This window comes from Paenibacillus sp. MAHUQ-63 (genome assembly GCF_028765165.1).
Classification (GTDB): domain Bacteria; phylum Bacillota; class Bacilli; order Paenibacillales; family NBRC-103111; genus Paenibacillus_E.
Genome location: NZ_JARADB010000002.1, coordinates 208,547 through 226,824, shown reverse-complemented (window position 1 = coordinate 226,824; position 18,278 = coordinate 208,547). Strand labels below are relative to the sequence as shown.

The following is an 18,278-nucleotide window of genomic DNA, read 5'->3' as shown; positions in this document are numbered from 1 at the left end:
ATTTTGCCGAAATCATCCACTATTGATTCCCGTCCCCTCCCGTTTCAGCTTGAACTGCTTGACAATCTCTTGCCATAGCAGGACCGCAAACATCGCATCTTGAACCAAGTAACGCTTCCAGAGCCTTCTAGGTTCTTGCGCCAGCCGCCAAAACCATTCGAAGCCTGTCTTCTGCATGATATGCGGAGCCCGCTTGACCGTACCCGAGATGAAATCGAACGTGGCGCCGACGCCGATCGATATCGGCACTTTATACTGCAAATAGTTTTGATAGATCCACTTTTCTTGCTTTGGCGCACCTACGCCGACGAACACGATATCCGGCTGCGTATCGATCAGCATTTGCACAATGTGTTCATTCTCCTCTTTTTTGTTCTCGAAGCCATAGGAAGGAGAATAGCAGCCGACGATATTCAGATTGGGAAATACGAGCTTCAGATTTTTGACAGCCTGCTCCGGGATGCCGACGGCTGAGCCTAAGAAGAAAAGCCTATATTGCCGATCGGCGAAAGCTTTGCCTAATTTGGCGAACAAATCGGAGCCGGATACCTTCTGTTTCAGCGGTTTACGCAGCATCCTCGAAGCCCAAATAATGGGCATGCCATCCGCCACAATCGCCCCCGCATCCGAATATACTTTCTGAAACTCGGCATCTTTTCTGAGCTTCACTAAATGATCGACATTGCAGGTTAAAATGTAAGAATGTTGATTCTGGCGAATGACCTCATCCATGTAGGCTAATAAGTCCAGAAAATCATAATTGTCAAAATGAACATCGAACATAGTCACTCTACTCATCAGATCACTTCTTCTTTTTTCGAATTTGTCGTCGACAGAATATATAAACAATTCAAATACCAGCAGAACGGAATGATGAATTGAACGGTGGACAACGTGTTATCCGACAAGGAGTACAGGAAGAACGCCAGGATGAAGGCTCCGTAATAAACCTTGATTCTCTGCGGTATAATGCGGTGAATCATTCGAAATAAAACGAGCAAAGACAGGAACAACAGGATACAACCGATATATCCGGAATCATAATAGAAGCGTATGTATTCGTTATGCGGGACCACGAAGCCGGCATACAAGCTCCCGTCATTCGCTACAGTAACCGCACCGAGCCCTCTGCCCGTGAGCGGGTAATCTTGCACTCCTTTTAAGAAATAACTCCATGCTTCCGTCCTTCCCGATAGGTCGATGCCTGTGCCCGTTTGGCGTTCGAATGAACGTTTGGTCATATTATCCCACTGCACATAGACGGCCCCGCCAATCAGTACCAAGGAACAGAGCAGCGGAATCAATAAGATAAGCTTGCCCTTGATATAGTCCCGGACCATATCGAAGAAATAGTAGGCGGCCATGGCCAGCATGGCGAGTATAGGTCCTCTGGTGCCCGTCGCGATGAGAATGGCGAAGTTCGCCGCAAGCGTACCGTAATAAAATTTGGCGGTCAGCGGATTACGCTTGGTTTCCATTAAAGCAATGGTAATGCCTAGAAAAGCCAGCATCGCCAAATGGGGGGCAATATTCGCCCCTTGCACCCGAATCGCTCCCGTGAACTCCACATTGAGAAACGGATACAGATGGGCCAACTGAAGAATAGCCCCGGTCGCCACACTGACAATCGGAAGCAGGCAGATGATTCGGATGTGCTTTTGCGCCGTTGCTTCTTTCCATTTGATCATGAGAAAAAAGAAGGGAAGCGTAAGTCCGATGAATGCTTTCAACGTGATCGAAAGTGTCAGCCGTGGATGCCATTCCGAGAAAAAGAGCGTTAGGAACAGCATGCAGGCAATCGCCACAATCGGAGAGGCGAACTTCCATCGAAGCCCGTTCTGCAATAGGCCGGGAACCAGCAGTATGAGAATCCCAAGCTTGTAGAGCGAAAGGATCTCCAACCCGGGGACATTCGCTTCCACAATGTAATTCACAGATATGGCGGTTGAGAGCAGGACAAGATAACTCATCTTCTCCGGTTGGTAGACGGCATACAAACATAACACAAGCAAGCCTACTCCCAAGAAGCTGATGACAGGCTGATAGGCAGCTGCAATGCCCATCATCACTGCAAGCAGCACGTAGACCGCAGCGTAATACCACGGTTTCCGAAGCTGCAGGGAACGATCCGGCATCATGATTTTCACCCTGTCAATCGCACTTTCACACGATGACGCATCGTGGCTAGTGTCCCCTTAATACTTTGCATGCGGCATGCAAGCAGTAATTTACTTCCTTCCGTATGTGCTAATAAAGCACTTGCAGCGATATAGAGCATCCGGCAAGCAACGTTCCCGAGCAAGCTGAGCTGCCCCAACCAACCTTGACGCATGGAACCGTTCGTCACGCCTTGATAATAGTAACGCTGCAGGATCCATTCCTTCGTTAACCGGCTAGCGGGAATGAAGTGATCGACAACCATGGCGGGCTGATACAGAATCGTCTTCTTTTCCTTCTTCATCTGCTCGAAAAGCCATGACTCCTCACCGGACAACAGCAGCGTTCCCTTCCTTCCTAGATCTGTCGGAAATACATAGGCCTCATGAAACGACTTGCGTACGGCCATGTTCGCACCGAAAGGATGTTTGTTTACCGGAAATTCATGTACGGCTTCTCCCCGATCTACAATCGTATAGGGAAGTTCTAACGCTTGAATCAACCACGGCGGCCTCCCGCCTTCGAACCTCGGACGAATGATGCCGCCGATGGCATGAACATCCTGCCTTTGATCGAAGGTGTCCACAATCGTGCGAATCCACTCCAGACAAGGAACCGCATCGTCATCGAGATAGGCGACAATATCGCCTTTAGCCTCTCGAATCCCCCTATTGCGCGCAGCCGATAAGCCTTGGGCCGGTTCGAAAATATACCGAACGCGCATAACACCGGCATGCCGCTCCACGAACGACATGGAGATATCGCTCGTATGATCGGTGGAATTGTTATCCACAATCAAAATCTCGGCCAAATCTCTTGCAGCCAAGGCAGGCAGCGCATCCAACGTGATCCGAAGCAAATCCGCGCGATTATAGGTACAGATGACAATCGATACCCTTGGTTCCGGCTGAATATGCACCATAGCGGTACTCCTTTCCTATTTGTCTAAAAGGCGTCTTTGGAGCCGAGAAGGACCGTAACGGTCTTCGTCATGATTTTCAAATCAAAAAGAATGCTCCGCTCGCGGATATAAGTCAAATCCAGCTCGACCATTTGCTCGAAGCTGAGATTGCTTCGTCCGCTCACTTGCCATAATCCCGTGCAGCCTGGCGTTACCGCCAAACGCTTCTTGTCATACGATGTGTACTCGCTAACTTCGCTTGGCAAAGCCGGTCTAGGTCCGACCAAGCTCATATCGCCGAGAAGCACATTCCACAATTGCGGCAGCTCGTCGATGCTCGTTTTGCGCAGCACTCTGCCGATCCGTGTTACGCGAGGATCGTTTTTCATTTTGAACATGGCGCCTTCGACTTCATTCTGGCTCATTAATTGCTGCTTCAACTCTTCCGCGTTAGCTACCATCGAGCGAAATTTATACATGGGAAACAAGGTTTCATGCTTGCCGACCCGATTTTGTTTGAAGAAGACGGAGCCTTTGGGATCTTCCAACTTGATCATAATGGCCACTACCGCAAATAACGGCATCAAGCAGATTAGACCTGCCAGAGAGAGGACAATATCCATCACGCGCTTCATGAAGGAATAGGCGGTTATCCGCTTCCGTTCCTGTAATCTCGTGGCGGCGGAAGAATAGTAGCCAGATCTTGTTCCTACGTACTCATATTCCTCCGGCAGTTCGCGCAAGCTCATAATCTTCACCTCCCAAGTGCTTCAATACAGGTGCATATTGCTCCTTAATCAGCAGCGAAGCCATGGCTTCCAACACATCCAGCCGAAGATCTTTACTCTCTAATGCGAAAGCCATCGTTGTAAGAATATAACCGAGCCGCTCACCGACATCGTAGCGAACGCCATCAAATTGGTAGGCAAGGACACGCTCAATTTGGTTAAGCTTCTGAATCGCATCCGTCAGTTGAATCTCGCCGCCGGCGCCTTTCTCCTGGAGCTCCAGAAATTCAAAGATTTTGGGCGTGAACACATATCTCCCCATAATGGCAAGATTGGATGGGGCCGTACCTAATGCCGGCTTCTCGACAAAGTCCTTCACTTGGTATAGGCGGTTATTCTGTTCGCCCGGGTCAATGATACCGTAACGATTCGTAAGCTCCGGCAGCACTTTCTGCACACCGATAACTGAATTTTCTGATAATTCAAACTGTTGAATCAGCTGTTTCAAGCAAGGAACCTTCCCTGCGACAATATCGTCACCGAGCAGCACGGCGAACGGTTCATTCCCGATGAACCTTCTTGCGCACCAGACGGCATGCCCCAATCCTTTGGGTTCTTTCTGACGAATATAATGGATTTCTACTTTGGCCGACCGCTGCACTTCCTTCAAGAGCTCCAGCTTCCCGGTTTCCAGCAGCTTGCTCTCAAGCTCGAAAGCATTGTCGAAGTGATCCTCGATCGCTCTCTTCCCTTTACCAGTCACAATAATAATATCTTCGATGCCGGACTCTATGGCTTCTTCCACGATGTATTGAATAGTCGGCTTGTTGATGATGGGGAGCATCTCTTTAGGCATCGCTTTCGTTGCAGGAAGAAATCTCGTTCCTAAGCCCGCAGCCGGAATAATTGCTTTCTTCACCATTTTCATCCTTCTCATCCTCCTGGAAGTACGTATTCAATTATTGTTGGAAAACCATGCCCAGCATCCGGGCTCCGGACTGCTCGAGCTGGATTCTCGCTTGTTTCGCCCATTCCCGCTTTGTTTTACCATTCTTGGCCACCAGCAGTACGCCGTCGCTGTACTCGGCAAGCAAGCTGGCGTCTGTGTAATCAAGCGTTGCCGGCGAGTCGATGAGAATGACTTCATACCGCCGCTTCAGTTGGTTCATCAGGTCCGTCATCTGGGCGGAGCCCGCTAATTCCGATGGGTTTACCGGTTGGCCGCCAGCCACGATAAGATCGAGTCCGATGATCCCCGTCGGTGTGATGACATCGTCCAAGTCAAGCCCCTTTTGAAGGAAATGGAGCAGACCTTTGGTATTATTCATGCCGAATAAACTATGCAGCGCCGGCTGGCGCAAATTACAGTCCAAGATCACAACCGACTTGCCTTCCTGCGCATAAGTCACCGCCAGATTGGCAAGCGTCGTCGTCTTGCCTTCTTGCCCCTTGGGAGATGCCACCATCAGCACCATGCCCATCCCTTGATCGGCCGGCACTACCTTCTTGAAGCGCACCGCCGTCCTCAAGGAGCGATAAGACTCGGATACCGGCGACAGAGGATTCAATTCAGCCGCAAGCATATTACTTAGCTGTAACATAGGTTTGTTCCCCTACCTCTCTGCCACGCGCCCTCGAAGCTCTGGTTACGCCGCCCTTTTTGATCGTCCCGATCGAAGCAAGAACCGGCAGCCCCACAACAAGCTCGGCCTCTTTCTCAGAACGGATCGTATCGTTGATATTTTCGAAAAAGAAGAATACGCCAATGGCTGCCATCGCCGAGATAATAAAACTGAGCGCCAAATTGATTACGATGCTCGAATTCGCCGGCAAAGGCTTAACAGCCGTATCCGAACTGGAAAGTATTTTCACATTGTTCATATTCATCAACGCCGGCACTTCGCTGATAAATGTGTCGGCGAGAGCTTTGGTCACCGCCACCGCTTTCTCGTAGCTGTGATCTTCGAGCTCGATTTTGATAATTTGCGTTTTATCCGTAGAGGTCACCTTCAGATTCTTCAGCAGCTCCTTCTGCGTCATGCCGAATTCCGGATGACTCTGCAGAAGCTTCCGAACGATCTGATCCGACTTGATAATTTCTTTATAGCTTTCAACTAAATTCACGTTCATTGACACATCATTCAAATCAATCGTTTCTTCACTCTTAAACGTGCTGCTTACCAATACTTGTGTGTTCGCCTTGTAAACAGGCTCAACAAAAGTTTTGCTGACGTAGAAGGTGGTCAGACACGAGAGAAGAACGAACAGCGCAATCATCCACATTTTTTTGCGAATGAGCACAAAGTAATCTAGGATAGATTTCTCCATGGCACCCTCCCGAAAATAATAGTTCGCACTCAAGAAATTGTCTTGCTTTTGTCACAATTTTCAGTTAAGATGTTTGTAATGAAAGCGTTTTATTTGTTTCCTCCCCACCTATCGAAACGACATTCAATCACTCCTTTAATCAGAGCATTCTGCAATCTCAATTCGATGGCGTTAGCCTGGCATACAAGCCAATTGAGCACTCTACCATCAGAAAAGGAATGAAGAATGCCGCTTTTTGTCTTTTATTTGGTTATAGTCAAATACTAAATGAATTCCCAGAATTATGATATTACCCGATATTATAATTTTTGGGGTATATTTGGTGTATCTACCTGCGGCTATATGTAATAAAGCGATGGTATACTTTGGTACCAGAGGGGGTCGGAACGGCTTACTGAAAGCCGCTGACCAACCCTTTGGATTGCGCTAATAAAGCCGCTTGTGTACGATCGTTGACGCTCAGCTTGTTCAGAATTTGACTGACGTGCTTCTTGACCGTAAATTCCGTAACCATTAGCTTCTTGGCCATGCCTTGATTGGACAATCCCTCTCCGAGCCCGATTAACACTTCCCGCTCCTTCGGTGTTAGCTTGCTCAAGTTGTCTTCCTCCTCTTTCTTGAACAACATCTCCATGAGACCCGGATCGTAATACTTCTTCCCTTTGAAAATCAACTTAATAGCCAAGAGCAGTTCTTCCGGCAGCGCTTCTTTGAGCACATATCCGTCCGCACCTACTGCTTCCGCTCTTCGCACATCCTGCTCCGACGTCGATGAAGTCAGAATGATGCTTCGGCATGCTTTATCTTTAATATTCTCAACCACTTCAAGACCGGAGCGATTGCCCAGCTTCAGATCCACTATAGCCAAATCCGGTTTCGTTTGCTCGATTAACTCCAATGCGTGCTCCACCGTTTCCGATTCACCAGAAATTTCGATGTTTGCTTCAAGCCTTAGCACAGCTGACAATCCTTTACGTACCAACGGATGATCATCTACGATAACAACTTTCAAAGGTTCCACCTGCTTTCGTTAGAATGGGAATAGCCTGCTTGATCTTGTTAGCCCATCATCTCAAGCTCGCTGTATGCCTTATCTTCCTGTGGTTGAAATGGGAGGGACAATTGAATATGCGTGCCTTTTCCTTCCGTACTCTGAATACGGATCTTTCCGCCTAATGATTGAACTTGCAGCTGCATGTTATGGATACCTAGTCCGACTGCACTGTGCTCTGACAGCCGTTCTCTCACATTGAAGCCAACTCCGTTATCCGATATGGCAAGCTCCGCCTCCTCCGGCTTAATGCTGAGATCTACCTGGATGAGTGTGCTTCGTCCATGTCGAATGGCATTGCCGGCGGATTCCGAAATGATTCGGTACAACGCCTTCTGATATTGGACGCGCAGACATTGAGCGTCTCCTGTCACTTGCAGTTTCACTTCTACGGCGTGCAGTTTGGACATGCTGTCCAGGTGAGAGCGGACCGTTGCCATCCAGTCATCGGACCCATTTTTCCGGGTACTCAGACTATAAATCGTGGAGCGAAGCTCCTGAGAGGCCGCTACGGAAGACTCTTGGATAATTTGCAGCTGTTCCTTGATCTGGTCCTTGGTAATGTCTTTCCATTTGCGGCTCAGCGAATGCACGGCATAGACGATTCCGAACATGTACGGCGAAACATTGTCATGCATCTCATCGGCAATTCGATTCTGTTCCTCGGTAATCATCATTTGATGTTCCATCCGCTCCAGCTCGTGCCGCTCCAAAATGACGGAACATAGCTCAGATAGAAAGCTCAGCTGTTCGCCATGCCCATCCTTGTCCTTGCCCCAGCCGGACTGCTCCATGGTAACCCCCATCACTCCCCATAACCGGGTAGGCGACTTAACGGGAATGACAAGGAAATCACCATATTCCGCCAGACTTATCCCTGAACAGCCATCGAGCTGTCTGAGCTTGATCTCGTGCAAGTCAAGTACCTCAGATAGAGAAGAACCGGTAACTATGGGCGTGACACCTTGCGTGATTAGGCGGTTGTGCCGCTGGCTCCCGCCGGCATCCCAAAAGAAGGACATTTTAACCTTGGTCAATTTCAACGCGAATTCGGCAAACACAATCTTCAAATACTCGGAATCGCTATGCGTTGCCGCTTCCACGATCTGAAACAGCGATTTCATATGTTCCATGGTTTCTGTCGTCCGCGTGTTCGCCGCCTCCAACCTGTTGATGACATTGGCGACTAGCTGAACGATAAGCGTCATTAACAATAGTGCAAGATACATCCGATGATCGTTCAGTAACATCGTGTCTAAGGCATGCATTTGGTCATTGGTGACAAAGTAGGAATATGCGGTCATGAATGCGAAGTAGCTCAGCATCATCAACCAGCAGATGGCAGAGGATATATGGCTGGCAGCCATCCAGACTGGGTTGAATACGCACCACAGGAACGGGCTGTCCATACCGCCGCTTAGAAGATGGAGGACGATCATCCCTGCCATTTCCAAGCCTACGGTTATTTGAATTGTGCGAGAGGCTTTGCCGCTCTGGATATACCTGTTCGTCACCCATACAGCAAAGATGAAAAGCATCAGAATGATGCCGAACTTGGTACCTAACGGTGGGCCGCGATCTTCGATGGCGTACACGAACGAAGTTGCAGCAAGCGAAATAAACCTGTACAGGTAAAAGACACGACTCTCACCTGAGAACATCTTTACCATCTGTGCATTCATCCTTTAACCGAAATTTGTATGTGGTCTCTTCAACAATACCCAAGTTTACCATAATCATAGCAGTTAAATTCTTACAGTCAAAAGTGCACTATATGACTATACAGTTCGTTTCATTTGTAGTTTTGTGTCTCTTAATTAGGTAAAATATCGAATGACAGGAATTACGGTCTATGTCTTTTGATTACTTAGTCCTAGCCAAATGCACCAAAAAATTGTACAAGGGATTAGATAGACCATATTGAAAATCATTCTTAAGAACCATAAAATTCCTATGAAAATTTGAAAAGAAAAAAAATTAGCTTCCGCTTCCCTCCCCTGCAACCTTTTTTGCCTCCTACTCGTTTAGGATTACAAGAAAGCTCCTCTCAACCTAATGACATGCATGGAACACCATGAGAAAATATATGAGCCCGATAACATGGCTGCAGATGAAGCAATTCCATGCCAAAAACCGTCAGGATGCCCCTGACGGTTGCGAACTGTTAAGCCTATGAGGAATAAGACATCCGGATGCCCTTCTAACCGTACTGCTCCGGCAAAGCTTTAATAATCTCTTCATATTTCAGGGCGATGGCAATCTCCAGAATATGTACCGGGTTCTGATGTGCATAGGCTAACAACAGCTCTTTATTAAACTCGTCATCGTTCATTTTCAAACTTTTGCGTATTAACTCCATCATCGCTCTTTGGCTTCTCGTATTCAGCTGCTCGATTTTTTCCAAAGCCAAATTAATTTCACCTTCCATAGCCTACACTCCCAAGTTAGATTCATTTCGATGCTAACATAGTAATTCGGCTCCGCTTCGCGCTTTATGGCTTAAGCCATCGTCCGTCAGGAATTACTTTTGGGAATTAATGAATACAAATCATGATATTTAGAAACTTTTTCCTTTTTCATGCGTCCAAGTATGTGGATAAAAATGGTTAATGATTCCAGTATTACCCATTAAGGAGAGATGAGAAATTGAAATTTAGATATTGGCAGGTTAGTCAGCGTACATAAAAAAGGATAACCCCATGCTGCAGCATCAGGGTTATCCGCTCGCTTTATGCATACCGTTTATTTCCGCCAAAAGGTGGAACAGTCGGCTTTATCCGCAATATTAAACCGGATCATTTTCTCAAGCAATGAGAAATCAACCGGTTGATCCCACCGGATACGCACCAACTCCTTGGTGTACGTATAGCCTGCTTGTACGATGTCGGCCGAACAATGAATCATGCCCGCCTTCTCCGGCGCGACAGCCACATGTTGTTTGGCTACGCTAAAGCCGATAATGAATGTGCCGTGGTCGGTAAACATCGGCTGATTCCAGGCAATTTTGGGCATTAACGTTGGAAATTTCTCAGATACCCATGTCAAAATCTCTTCCGTTCTGGTCCGATGCTGCGGATTATCGATACGCGCCAAGTATTCTGCGAAAACTTCCATTGTTGTTTCCTCCTACAAGAAATATGAAGCTTATATGACCACACCCTATTTTTTATTGCAAAGCTTTAAGGACAAGTTCTTTCAGTGGTGTGTGAAATCCAATCAGCTTTTGCAAATCATCACTTGTTCTCTCCATCTTCCCATCTGCAACGGTCTTGTAAATAAAGGCCGATGCTTCAGCAAAAGCTTCCGGCATACCGGTATGAACAAGCTTGCTTCTCACTTCTTCATAAGAAACCGACTGATGGATAACTCTTTTACCAGTGACTTCCGAAAGGATGTTAGCCAAATCATCAAAATTCCACGGGTCGTTGGAAACGAGCGTGTATTCCTTATTTTCATGTCCTTCCTCGGTCAACACATGTGCCGCGGCCAGAGCCAAATCGCTGCGACTAACCGAATTCACTTTCCCGTTACTAGCATTTGTAAGGATTGATCCGTTCTTCATGTAAGTCTTTAGTAACGGGTTGACGAAAAATTCCATATAACCTCCATTACGCAAAAACGTGTACGGAATTTTCGTAGTGCGAATCGCATACTCCGTAGCCAGATGAACGTAAGCATATGGATTATCCTCGGCGAAAGCGAAGCTTGTATAGATAATATGCCTTAAATTAAGATCTCGGGCTGCTTTGACAACGTTGGCGTGTTGAACGACGCGCAGCGGGTCATCCTTCTCCGAACTTGAGATAAAAAGCAGTTTGGTTCCTTCTCTTAACGCATCGTGAAGAGAGTCAGGGATATTATAATCTGCCTGACGAATTTCAATTCCTAGTCCAGCAAGGGCTGCGGCTTTATCAAGACTTCGTGCAACCGCAATAATTTGACTTGCCGGCACCTTGGTAAGCAGATGTTGGATAACGCTGCTTCCTAATTGACCTGTTGCTCCTGTTACAATAATCTTCACCGACCGATCACCTCCAACTCATTTTTCTCAACTACTTGAGTTATAGATTTAACATAGTCTTTGTTTTCATGGGCCACAAGTGAGTTAATCACTATAATTAAACTTTCTACATAGCAGTCTATATCTTGCTTTACAATAAAAACAGAGCTGCCCGCCGGCAGCCCTGCATCCATTTATCTAATTTTCTTCTTTCTATGTTGAAAATCGATGACCAATTCCCGGTCGACATTGAACTGCAGCCTGTTACCTTGTAACAGATCAACGAATCCTTTAGCAAGAATCGCAATAAGCACCAATACGAAGAACGACTTCCAATAGGACCAATTCACCAGCTCATACATGTCAAGAGCGACAAAGATCGGTTCGCCGACGTACGAAATGACGAGCGAAGCCACGAGAGCAGCGATCAGAAAGGACTTCCAAGCCCCAAACTTCTGATAAATATACGCCATGACACAAGGTACCACGAAAAAATCAACAGTGTTTAAGTTCTCGGTAAATGGTACTAGCTGATGCGGATATCTCCACAAGTCGAAAAACTTGCCGATTTGGTCGATCATTCCGATAATTACAAAGCTGGTCATGAATGCCAATGCTGTGAGGAGTGTTCTTTTTCGATCCATAAAGATGAGCAGCAGCGCGACAAACAGCACATTGACAATGACGATAATCCACCACTGAAACGAGAAGATGTCATGTTGCAGCCACCAGTCCAGCTCCATCCGGTGTTCTTGGATGTTCATTTCTTCTATTTCGTTTGGCATTCTCTATTCACCCTATGCATTTCAAACTTAAATTCATGTTTCTTATTATGAAACATGCTAAACAAAAATATGTATCACCACCTTTAATTGCCAACCTTAAATTATGAAATCAACTCTGACTTTTGCAGAAGCCTCTGGATACTGACCACAACCTCAGCTCTTGTGATAAATGCTTTGGGATCGATCGAGTGCTGACTCTTGCCCACTACGATTTCCTTTTGCAGGCAGTCGGCCACTCCGTTCACTGCCCATTCCGAAATCTCCTTCATATCCATATATGGTTGCAGGAGAATTTCCGTTTGATTCTCGTTCAGAGGCTTCGCACCGATTCCCGTAATCTTCATAGCTTTGGCTATGACAGCCATAGCTTGTTCGCGTGTGATGGTATCACGCGGACGGAACGAACCATCTTCATATCCATCGATCAAATCATAAGCGTATGCAGCTTGAATGTATCTGCTGTACCAATCCGATGGTCCGACATCGGAGAAAGAACCCGCATAGTTTGGTAATTGGATGCCCAAAGCCCGAACTAAGATAGCTGCAAACTCCCCGCGTGTCATTTCCTGATCAGGGTGAAACTGTTGATCCTCGAAACCAGTGACGATCATCCGCGACCCCATACTGGCTACAGCATCCTTCGCCCAATGATCGTCTATATCCGTATAATGAACAGGATGCCAAATGACGGTATAGGTACTATTCGTCAAGCTATTTATCAGGGCATAATACTTGCCATCCGCCAAAACAATCTTAGTCGGTACATGCCGTACGTTCCCGTCCGGGTCAATAACAACTCCGGTGAGAATCCGGTCTGGAGCAATCCCATCCGGGATGGCAATCATTCTCTCCACATAGGCATTAAATTGAGTAATCTCAACTGTTTTATCGCCATACAGAGCCTTCACACGAAATTGGACCGGCGGGGCAACAAGTTTGAACCCCCCATTCGCAGCAGTGTCCTCCACGAATTTCATTGTATCCGTTGTCGGTGTGGCAATCTCGATACGTATTTTGATGTCTTGTAGAGCTACGCTCTCGCCCATCTCTTTGGATAACGCATCGATATTGAACTGAAGCGCGGGCAAGGTATAGGCAGCCTTTTCCGTTTTCAGTTCCATGACGGCATGCTGATTCTCCATATTTTTGACCATCTGGCCATCCAGCTCGCCGACAATTACATCAGACTTCGCACTCACCGGAATCGTTATCCGTGCCCGCTCTCCCTCAGCTGCCAGCCTTTCGTCCAATTGCTTAGCATCAACGACATAAGTTGTAATCGTTTGACCATTCAGATTGGCTGCTATTTCTTGACCAAGCTCTGTATCCTTCTGAGGAACAGGAACAGGAGCAGGATTCCTTGGGTTTACAGGAGCAATAGGCGAGTCATTATCCTTACTGTCCTTTACATCAGGCGCTGAGGGGATCACTGCATTCGAAATTTGGCTGTCCGGACTGGCGCCCACTTCATTGAAAGCTTTGACGGTAAACGTGTAGGATGTACCATTGATCAGACCTGGAATGGTAATAGGACTCGCTGCGCCGATTTCGGTAAACCCTCCTGGTGAGGATGTAACCTCATACCGCGTAATTGGACTGCCTCCATGGTCCGAAGGTGCAGTGAAGGTGATGATGGCTCGGCCATCCTGAGCTACCGCGTTAACCGCTGTCGGTGCACCCGGAGCCTTCATCGGAGCAGCCGGCGTGATGCTGATTTCATTCGAGGCAGGACTCTCTCCGCTCCCATTCATTGCTTTCACCATAAAATAATAGGTTGTTCCATTCGTCAAATTCCTAACATCATAACGATAGACGGAGCTGCTTACGGTTGCTGTCTCTGTCTGGTAGGTACCGGATGCCGTGCTTTGATAAATGACGTATCCTGTTGCGTCATCGACAGGCAGCCAATTTAACTGCGCTTGCCCATCGCCGGGAATAATTGAAGCAAGCGTAGGAGCACCAGGCAATGGAATCTGCGGAGTTGCGCCTATTTCATTGGAAGCACTGCTCTCCCCTGCCGGATAGACGGCTTTAACCACAAAATAGTACGCTGTGCCATTCGTCAACTCTTCAACCTTATAGCTGTAAACGGCATCGCTGACGGATGCTGCTTCCGCTCCATACGAGCCGCGGATCGGGCTTGCGTATAATTTATATCCCGTCGCTCCTTCTACCGTCGTCCAGTTCATAATGGCATGCCCATCTCCGGCAATGACAGACTGCAATTGCGGAGTACCTATTTTCGTTACCGTAACCGCCGCAGTCGCCTTTAATTCGCCATTCCATGTCACAGCAGTAATCTTAGCCGTACCCTCACCGATCGCGGTGACGAGACCTTGGCTGTTCACAGTTGCAACCTTGGCATTACTTGTGCTCCAGATGATCTTTTGGTTTGTTGTATCTTCGGGAAGTATCGCAGCCGTCAACTGCTCAGACATGCCAACTAACATCTTACTTGATGTCTTATTAAGCGAAATACTGTCTGCTAGTACCTCTGGCCCGTAAACCTGGAATTCCCATAGCGAGTATCCATACTGTGTCGCTCTTTTCGTACCGTACATTCGCACGTAACGGGCATTCGCTTCATTAAATGTTATTTTCTCCAGGCCGCCTTTTCCACTTGTTGTGCTGTAGACGTCTCTCCAATTCTGAGCATCATCGGATACTTGGATTTGATAGCTTGTTCCGTAAGCTGCCTCCCAATAGAGCTGAACTTCATTGATTCGTTTGCTTTCCCCCAAATCAACGTATACCCAACCCGGATCAACTCCACGCTTGGATCCGAAACGCGTCGTTAAATTCCCGTCGAAAGCCAGTGGCGCCGTATCTACCGATGTGTCATTAGATGATGCGACCGCCGGCTGATTTAATGCGTAATTTGTTCGTGGTCTAGGCTCGGTTTCCTGCACGGGTTTAATGGTGACACCGCTTTGATACTCTCTATCCAGGAAATTCATTTCATGCAGCGTTTTTGCCGGCGTTGTGCTCCCAGGCATATACACATTCTCAAATGTAAGCCCTGTAATCGGCGCCCCTTCCTGCCCTTTGATTTTCGCAAAGCTTTCACCGGCATCGCGAACGGTTATGTTTCTTACCGTTACCCCATCAATAGGCCCGACACCAATGTCTCCGCCATTCACAGTAAACAATGTCATCCAAGCGCTGTTATCCTCATTTTTACCGCTAATATCCTCGACATCCATATCCTCAAAGGTGACATTTCGGACTGCGCCTGTTCCATATTTGTGGTGGATGGCGAAACCAACGGCAGCCTTATACACAACTCCGTTTCGAAAGGTAATGTCTTCTTGATCCTGCATAACCCCTTGGCCTATTTTAAAGCCATAACACGCCGTCCAAGCAATAGCGTCCTCGAATAAAATATGGTTGACGGGCTCCGGTTTACCAGGCCAAGGTACTTTTCCTGACGCAATATCGGTATCTTCTTTCCATGATTTTGTCGAAAACGGATCATCGAGTGAAATGCCAATGGCGTTCCTGACGACGGCGTTTTGCGATTCAACGATATCGATTCCGTCATTTTCGCCCATACCAAGGCTGTTAAACATTTTTAAATTGGTGAATTCCAAATCGTTCGAGCGTACGGGCATAACAGCCCACGCAGCAGATTCGCGAATGAGAACGCCATCCATCTTGAAATTGGCAGTAGCAATTGGCACTACCAGATTGTTTATCATCCCTTTATTGTTGGTGCTTTTATCTGCTGCTAGTGCGGCTCCGTTCCCATCTAGCGTACCGCGGCCATAAATTTTAATATTGTTGGAATCAAATGCCGTAGAAAGCCACCAAGTCGCCGGTCGTCCCATCGAATCTTTGAACCAATGTTCCGTATAGTCAGCCGTCTTCCCTGTTCCGATGAAAGCTGCCCCCGGCTGCATATAAAGCGCTGTATTGCTTTTGAGCACCAAGTTACCGATATAGTACTCACCCGCCGGAATGTAGACAATCCCTTGAACGCCATTTCCACGAGCTGTCCCATAGCTGCTAGCATCGTCGATTGCTTGCTGAATGGCTGCCGTTCGCTCGGCTACCCCCGTTTTATCGCCTGTCGTTGTTACCCGGTAAGGAGCTTGCGTCACATTATAAATGCCATCTCCCGAAGAGGCAGGAACATCCGTCTCTACCGGATCTGCCGCAATGACAATCTTGGTTGTCCGCCCATTCATCATGACGATTAAATATTCATCCTTCGAAGTCGTGAAGGTTAACGTTGTCCCTTCGACCTTATCGGCCTTGATCCCTAACTTCTTAGGCGTGATTGCATATTCCGTAACCTTGGCCGTATTCAGAATCGTCAATTCATACGTAATCGGTCCCCCGGATGCCGAAAAATTCGCATAATCATAATCGTTATACGCCTTAACAACCGGGATCTCGACTCCGTTAGCCTTTAACTTATAGTTGGCCGAAGCCGCATATTTCGAAGGCTGTTGATACGGATAAATCGCTGCAGGCGCCGCCGCAAGTTGGATGGCCGGTTCTGCCGACGCGGTTAACTTAAACGAGAGCGGCGAAAGAAAAAAACCTGCAAGCATCATACACGCTACAACTGCATGAAACCACTTTTTGTGCTTTGACATGAGCATACTGCCTCCTTCTTTGTTTAACTTCTTATCGCTTATACACCTATGAAACCCCTTTCATTCTCGTGCTCCGTCAGTATATCAGATGAAGCTTGTCTGCATAATGCGGTTAATTCGATATCATGGGCAGAATTTCGTATATGTGTGTGAAAAGATAAGATACAAAGGGCATATTCCCTCAAGTTTCTTCAATAGAAAAGGCAGCCGATCCATAGATCGGCTGCCTCTGTTCTGAAATGACATTTTGGCTAATCAAATATTAACGGAAAAATAAATGTAACAATCGCCGCCCATAGTCCGTAAATCGGCAAATATTTCGTAACGGCATCCTGAACCGATGAAAGTCCGGTTCTATTCCGCAGATACTGCGAATAGGCGAGCATAATCCAAATTAAATTCGCCCAGATGAAGATGTTGATACCTAACACTGCAAGCCGGTTGGGCGTTATCCCATACGACGAAAGCCTGAACACGATAGCTGACAGAGCCACGCTGTCGATGACTAGGGCAAGAATAATCAAGGCCAAGTTAATGTAATCCGAAATGCTTTTTCGCTCATCCGTCCCGCTTTCCGTAATGGAAAAAATGGTGACGGCCAAAACGCTTAGCAGAATGCCGTTGAAGGATAGAAGGAAATCACGGTCCAGGAACGGATTTTTCCCAACCCAGATCACCGTTCCTAGGTAAACCAACAGGGTCACCAGAACAAGAGGACTAAAAATCCGGGCTATATACGGCGCTATATTTTTATAAAGCTTGAGGTTCCTCGATACCAGATAGGCAGCCACAACAGCGAGAGCGGCAGCGCCAAACACAACGACATTTTGAAAATAGAACTCGGATATATCCATTCCGACAAATCTGAACAACTGCATGGTTAAGCCCGTCAGCAGCGCTCCGCTGATAGCCATGCAGGCGTAGAGGATGCAGAATTCCCCGTTAAATTTCAGATAGGCAAGTCTCGTGCTTCCTCTGCCATAATCATTCCCCGTAAATGCAAGGCCTAATAATACCCATAAGAAAACGGGCAGGTGCAGGTAAACCAGAATAATACTATCTTTCTGCTCTAATGGCAGCATATTTAAATAGAAAGCGGAGACCAGGAACAGCGAGACAAGAGTGTACAGCACATGCTTGCCGGCCCGGTTATTGTATACAAAAAAGGCGGCAATAAAGGGAAGTATCCCAAAAACAAGGTTCACAGGCGTAATCGTTTGCTGTTCGGCAAATTGAAAAAGAATCCTGCTGCCCAATCCGGCCAGAACGGCCAATATGCCCATCGATACGAAATCTTTTTGAAGGATAGAAGTCTTCCCTGCCTTCGTTTCCTTGAAATTCAGTCTTTCATGCCAGACGGCAAGAACTTGCGAATCCGGATTTTGTTCCCAGACGCTGGAGAATGACTTTTTGAAACTTTCAGGATCTTTCCTGAACATTCGCTCCAATTCATGAGGATTGGCCATATTGCTCGTAATGAAATGGCTAATTTCCATATGCGATCCCCCTATTCATCCTCATCCATTTTGTACTCCAAAATATCTCCAGGCTGGCAATCCAAAGCCTTACAAATCGCCTCTAAAGTCGAAAACCGAATGGCTTTGGCCTTTCCATTTTTCAATACGGACAGGTTCGCCATCGTAATTCCCACCCGCTCCGATAGCTCCGTTACACTCATTTTCCGCTTCGCCAACATCACGTCAACATTGATGATTATCGCCATTATA

Annotated in this window: 17 protein-coding genes; all 17 read right to left on the bottom strand. The window is 47.1% G+C overall.

Translation table 11 applies throughout. From position 1 onward, the window contains the following. Positions 1–12 precede the first annotated feature (12 nt). The 17 genes from PUT07_RS09335 to PUT07_RS09255 all read right to left on the bottom strand — a co-directional run bounded on the left by PUT07_RS09335 (position 13) and on the right by PUT07_RS09255 (position 18,274). Positions 13–798, bottom strand: a complete 786-nt coding sequence (locus PUT07_RS09335) for a WecB/TagA/CpsF family glycosyltransferase (protein ID WP_274467685.1) — start codon at positions 796–798, stop codon at positions 13–15. Then, positions 798–2,138 carry an O-antigen ligase family protein gene (locus tag PUT07_RS09330; RefSeq protein WP_274467684.1) on the bottom strand — a complete coding sequence of 447 codons (1,341 nt, stop codon included), beginning with the start codon at positions 2,136–2,138 and terminating at the stop codon, positions 798–800. Before PUT07_RS09330 ends, PUT07_RS09335 begins: the two co-directional genes overlap by 1 nt. Positions 2,139–2,143: 5 nt before the next feature. Next, on the bottom strand, positions 2,144–3,079 hold the full coding sequence (locus tag PUT07_RS09325) for a glycosyltransferase (RefSeq protein ID WP_274467683.1): 936 nt from the start codon (positions 3,077–3,079) through the stop codon (positions 2,144–2,146). A gap of 23 nt (positions 3,080–3,102) precedes the next feature. Then, positions 3,103–3,807 (bottom strand): sugar transferase, encoded by a 705-nt coding sequence (locus PUT07_RS09320; protein WP_274467682.1) that lies wholly within the window; start codon positions 3,805–3,807, stop codon positions 3,103–3,105. Beyond that, positions 3,776–4,714, bottom strand: a complete 939-nt coding sequence (galU, locus tag PUT07_RS09315; protein WP_274467681.1) for a UTP--glucose-1-phosphate uridylyltransferase GalU — start codon at positions 4,712–4,714, stop codon at positions 3,776–3,778. Before galU ends, PUT07_RS09320 begins: the two co-directional genes overlap by 32 nt. A gap of 31 nt (positions 4,715–4,745) precedes the next feature. Beyond that, on the bottom strand, positions 4,746–5,387 hold the full coding sequence (locus PUT07_RS09310; protein ID WP_274467680.1) for a CpsD/CapB family tyrosine-protein kinase: 642 nt from the start codon (positions 5,385–5,387) through the stop codon (positions 4,746–4,748). Beyond that, positions 5,371–6,114, bottom strand: a complete 744-nt coding sequence (locus tag PUT07_RS09305; protein WP_274467679.1) for a YveK family protein — start codon at positions 6,112–6,114, stop codon at positions 5,371–5,373. Before PUT07_RS09305 ends, PUT07_RS09310 begins: the two co-directional genes overlap by 17 nt. Positions 6,115–6,505: 391 nt before the next feature. After that, the gene (locus PUT07_RS09300) at positions 6,506–7,126 is read right to left on the bottom strand and encodes a response regulator (RefSeq protein ID WP_274467678.1); all 621 of its coding nucleotides are present in this window, start codon (positions 7,124–7,126) and stop codon (positions 6,506–6,508) included. 47 nt (positions 7,127–7,173) lie between these two features. Continuing rightward, positions 7,174–8,835, bottom strand: a complete 1,662-nt coding sequence (locus tag PUT07_RS09295; RefSeq protein WP_274467677.1) for a sensor histidine kinase — start codon at positions 8,833–8,835, stop codon at positions 7,174–7,176. 530 nt (positions 8,836–9,365) lie between these two features. Then, a complete protein-coding gene (locus PUT07_RS09290) occupies positions 9,366–9,593 on the bottom strand; it encodes a hypothetical protein (RefSeq protein WP_274467676.1) in 228 nt (75 codons plus the stop codon). Between the two features lie 314 nt (positions 9,594–9,907). Further along, positions 9,908–10,279, bottom strand: coding sequence for an iron chaperone (locus tag PUT07_RS09285; protein ID WP_274467675.1), 372 nt, complete (start codon positions 10,277–10,279; stop codon positions 9,908–9,910). A 52-nt stretch (positions 10,280–10,331) separates the two neighbouring features. Continuing rightward, positions 10,332–11,186, bottom strand: coding sequence for an SDR family oxidoreductase (locus tag PUT07_RS09280; protein WP_274467674.1), 855 nt, complete (start codon positions 11,184–11,186; stop codon positions 10,332–10,334). After that, positions 11,183–11,359 (bottom strand): hypothetical protein, encoded by a 177-nt coding sequence (locus tag PUT07_RS09275; RefSeq protein ID WP_274467673.1) that lies wholly within the window; start codon positions 11,357–11,359, stop codon positions 11,183–11,185. Before PUT07_RS09275 ends, PUT07_RS09280 begins: the two co-directional genes overlap by 4 nt. Beyond that, the gene (locus PUT07_RS09270) at positions 11,360–11,950 is read right to left on the bottom strand and encodes a CBO0543 family protein (RefSeq protein ID WP_274467672.1); all 591 of its coding nucleotides are present in this window, start codon (positions 11,948–11,950) and stop codon (positions 11,360–11,362) included. It lies immediately after the preceding gene. A 101-nt stretch (positions 11,951–12,051) separates the two neighbouring features. Continuing rightward, the gene (locus PUT07_RS09265; RefSeq protein ID WP_274467671.1) at positions 12,052–16,551 is read right to left on the bottom strand and encodes an S-layer homology domain-containing protein; all 4,500 of its coding nucleotides are present in this window, start codon (positions 16,549–16,551) and stop codon (positions 12,052–12,054) included. 251 nt (positions 16,552–16,802) lie between these two features. Continuing rightward, entirely contained in the window at positions 16,803–18,047 is a 1,245-nt protein-coding gene (locus tag PUT07_RS09260; protein ID WP_274467670.1) for a DUF4153 domain-containing protein, read from the bottom strand. Positions 18,048–18,058: 11 nt separating this feature from the next. Beyond that, positions 18,059–18,274, bottom strand: coding sequence for a helix-turn-helix domain-containing protein (locus PUT07_RS09255; protein ID WP_274467669.1), 216 nt, complete (start codon positions 18,272–18,274; stop codon positions 18,059–18,061). Positions 18,275–18,278: the final 4 nt, after the last annotated feature.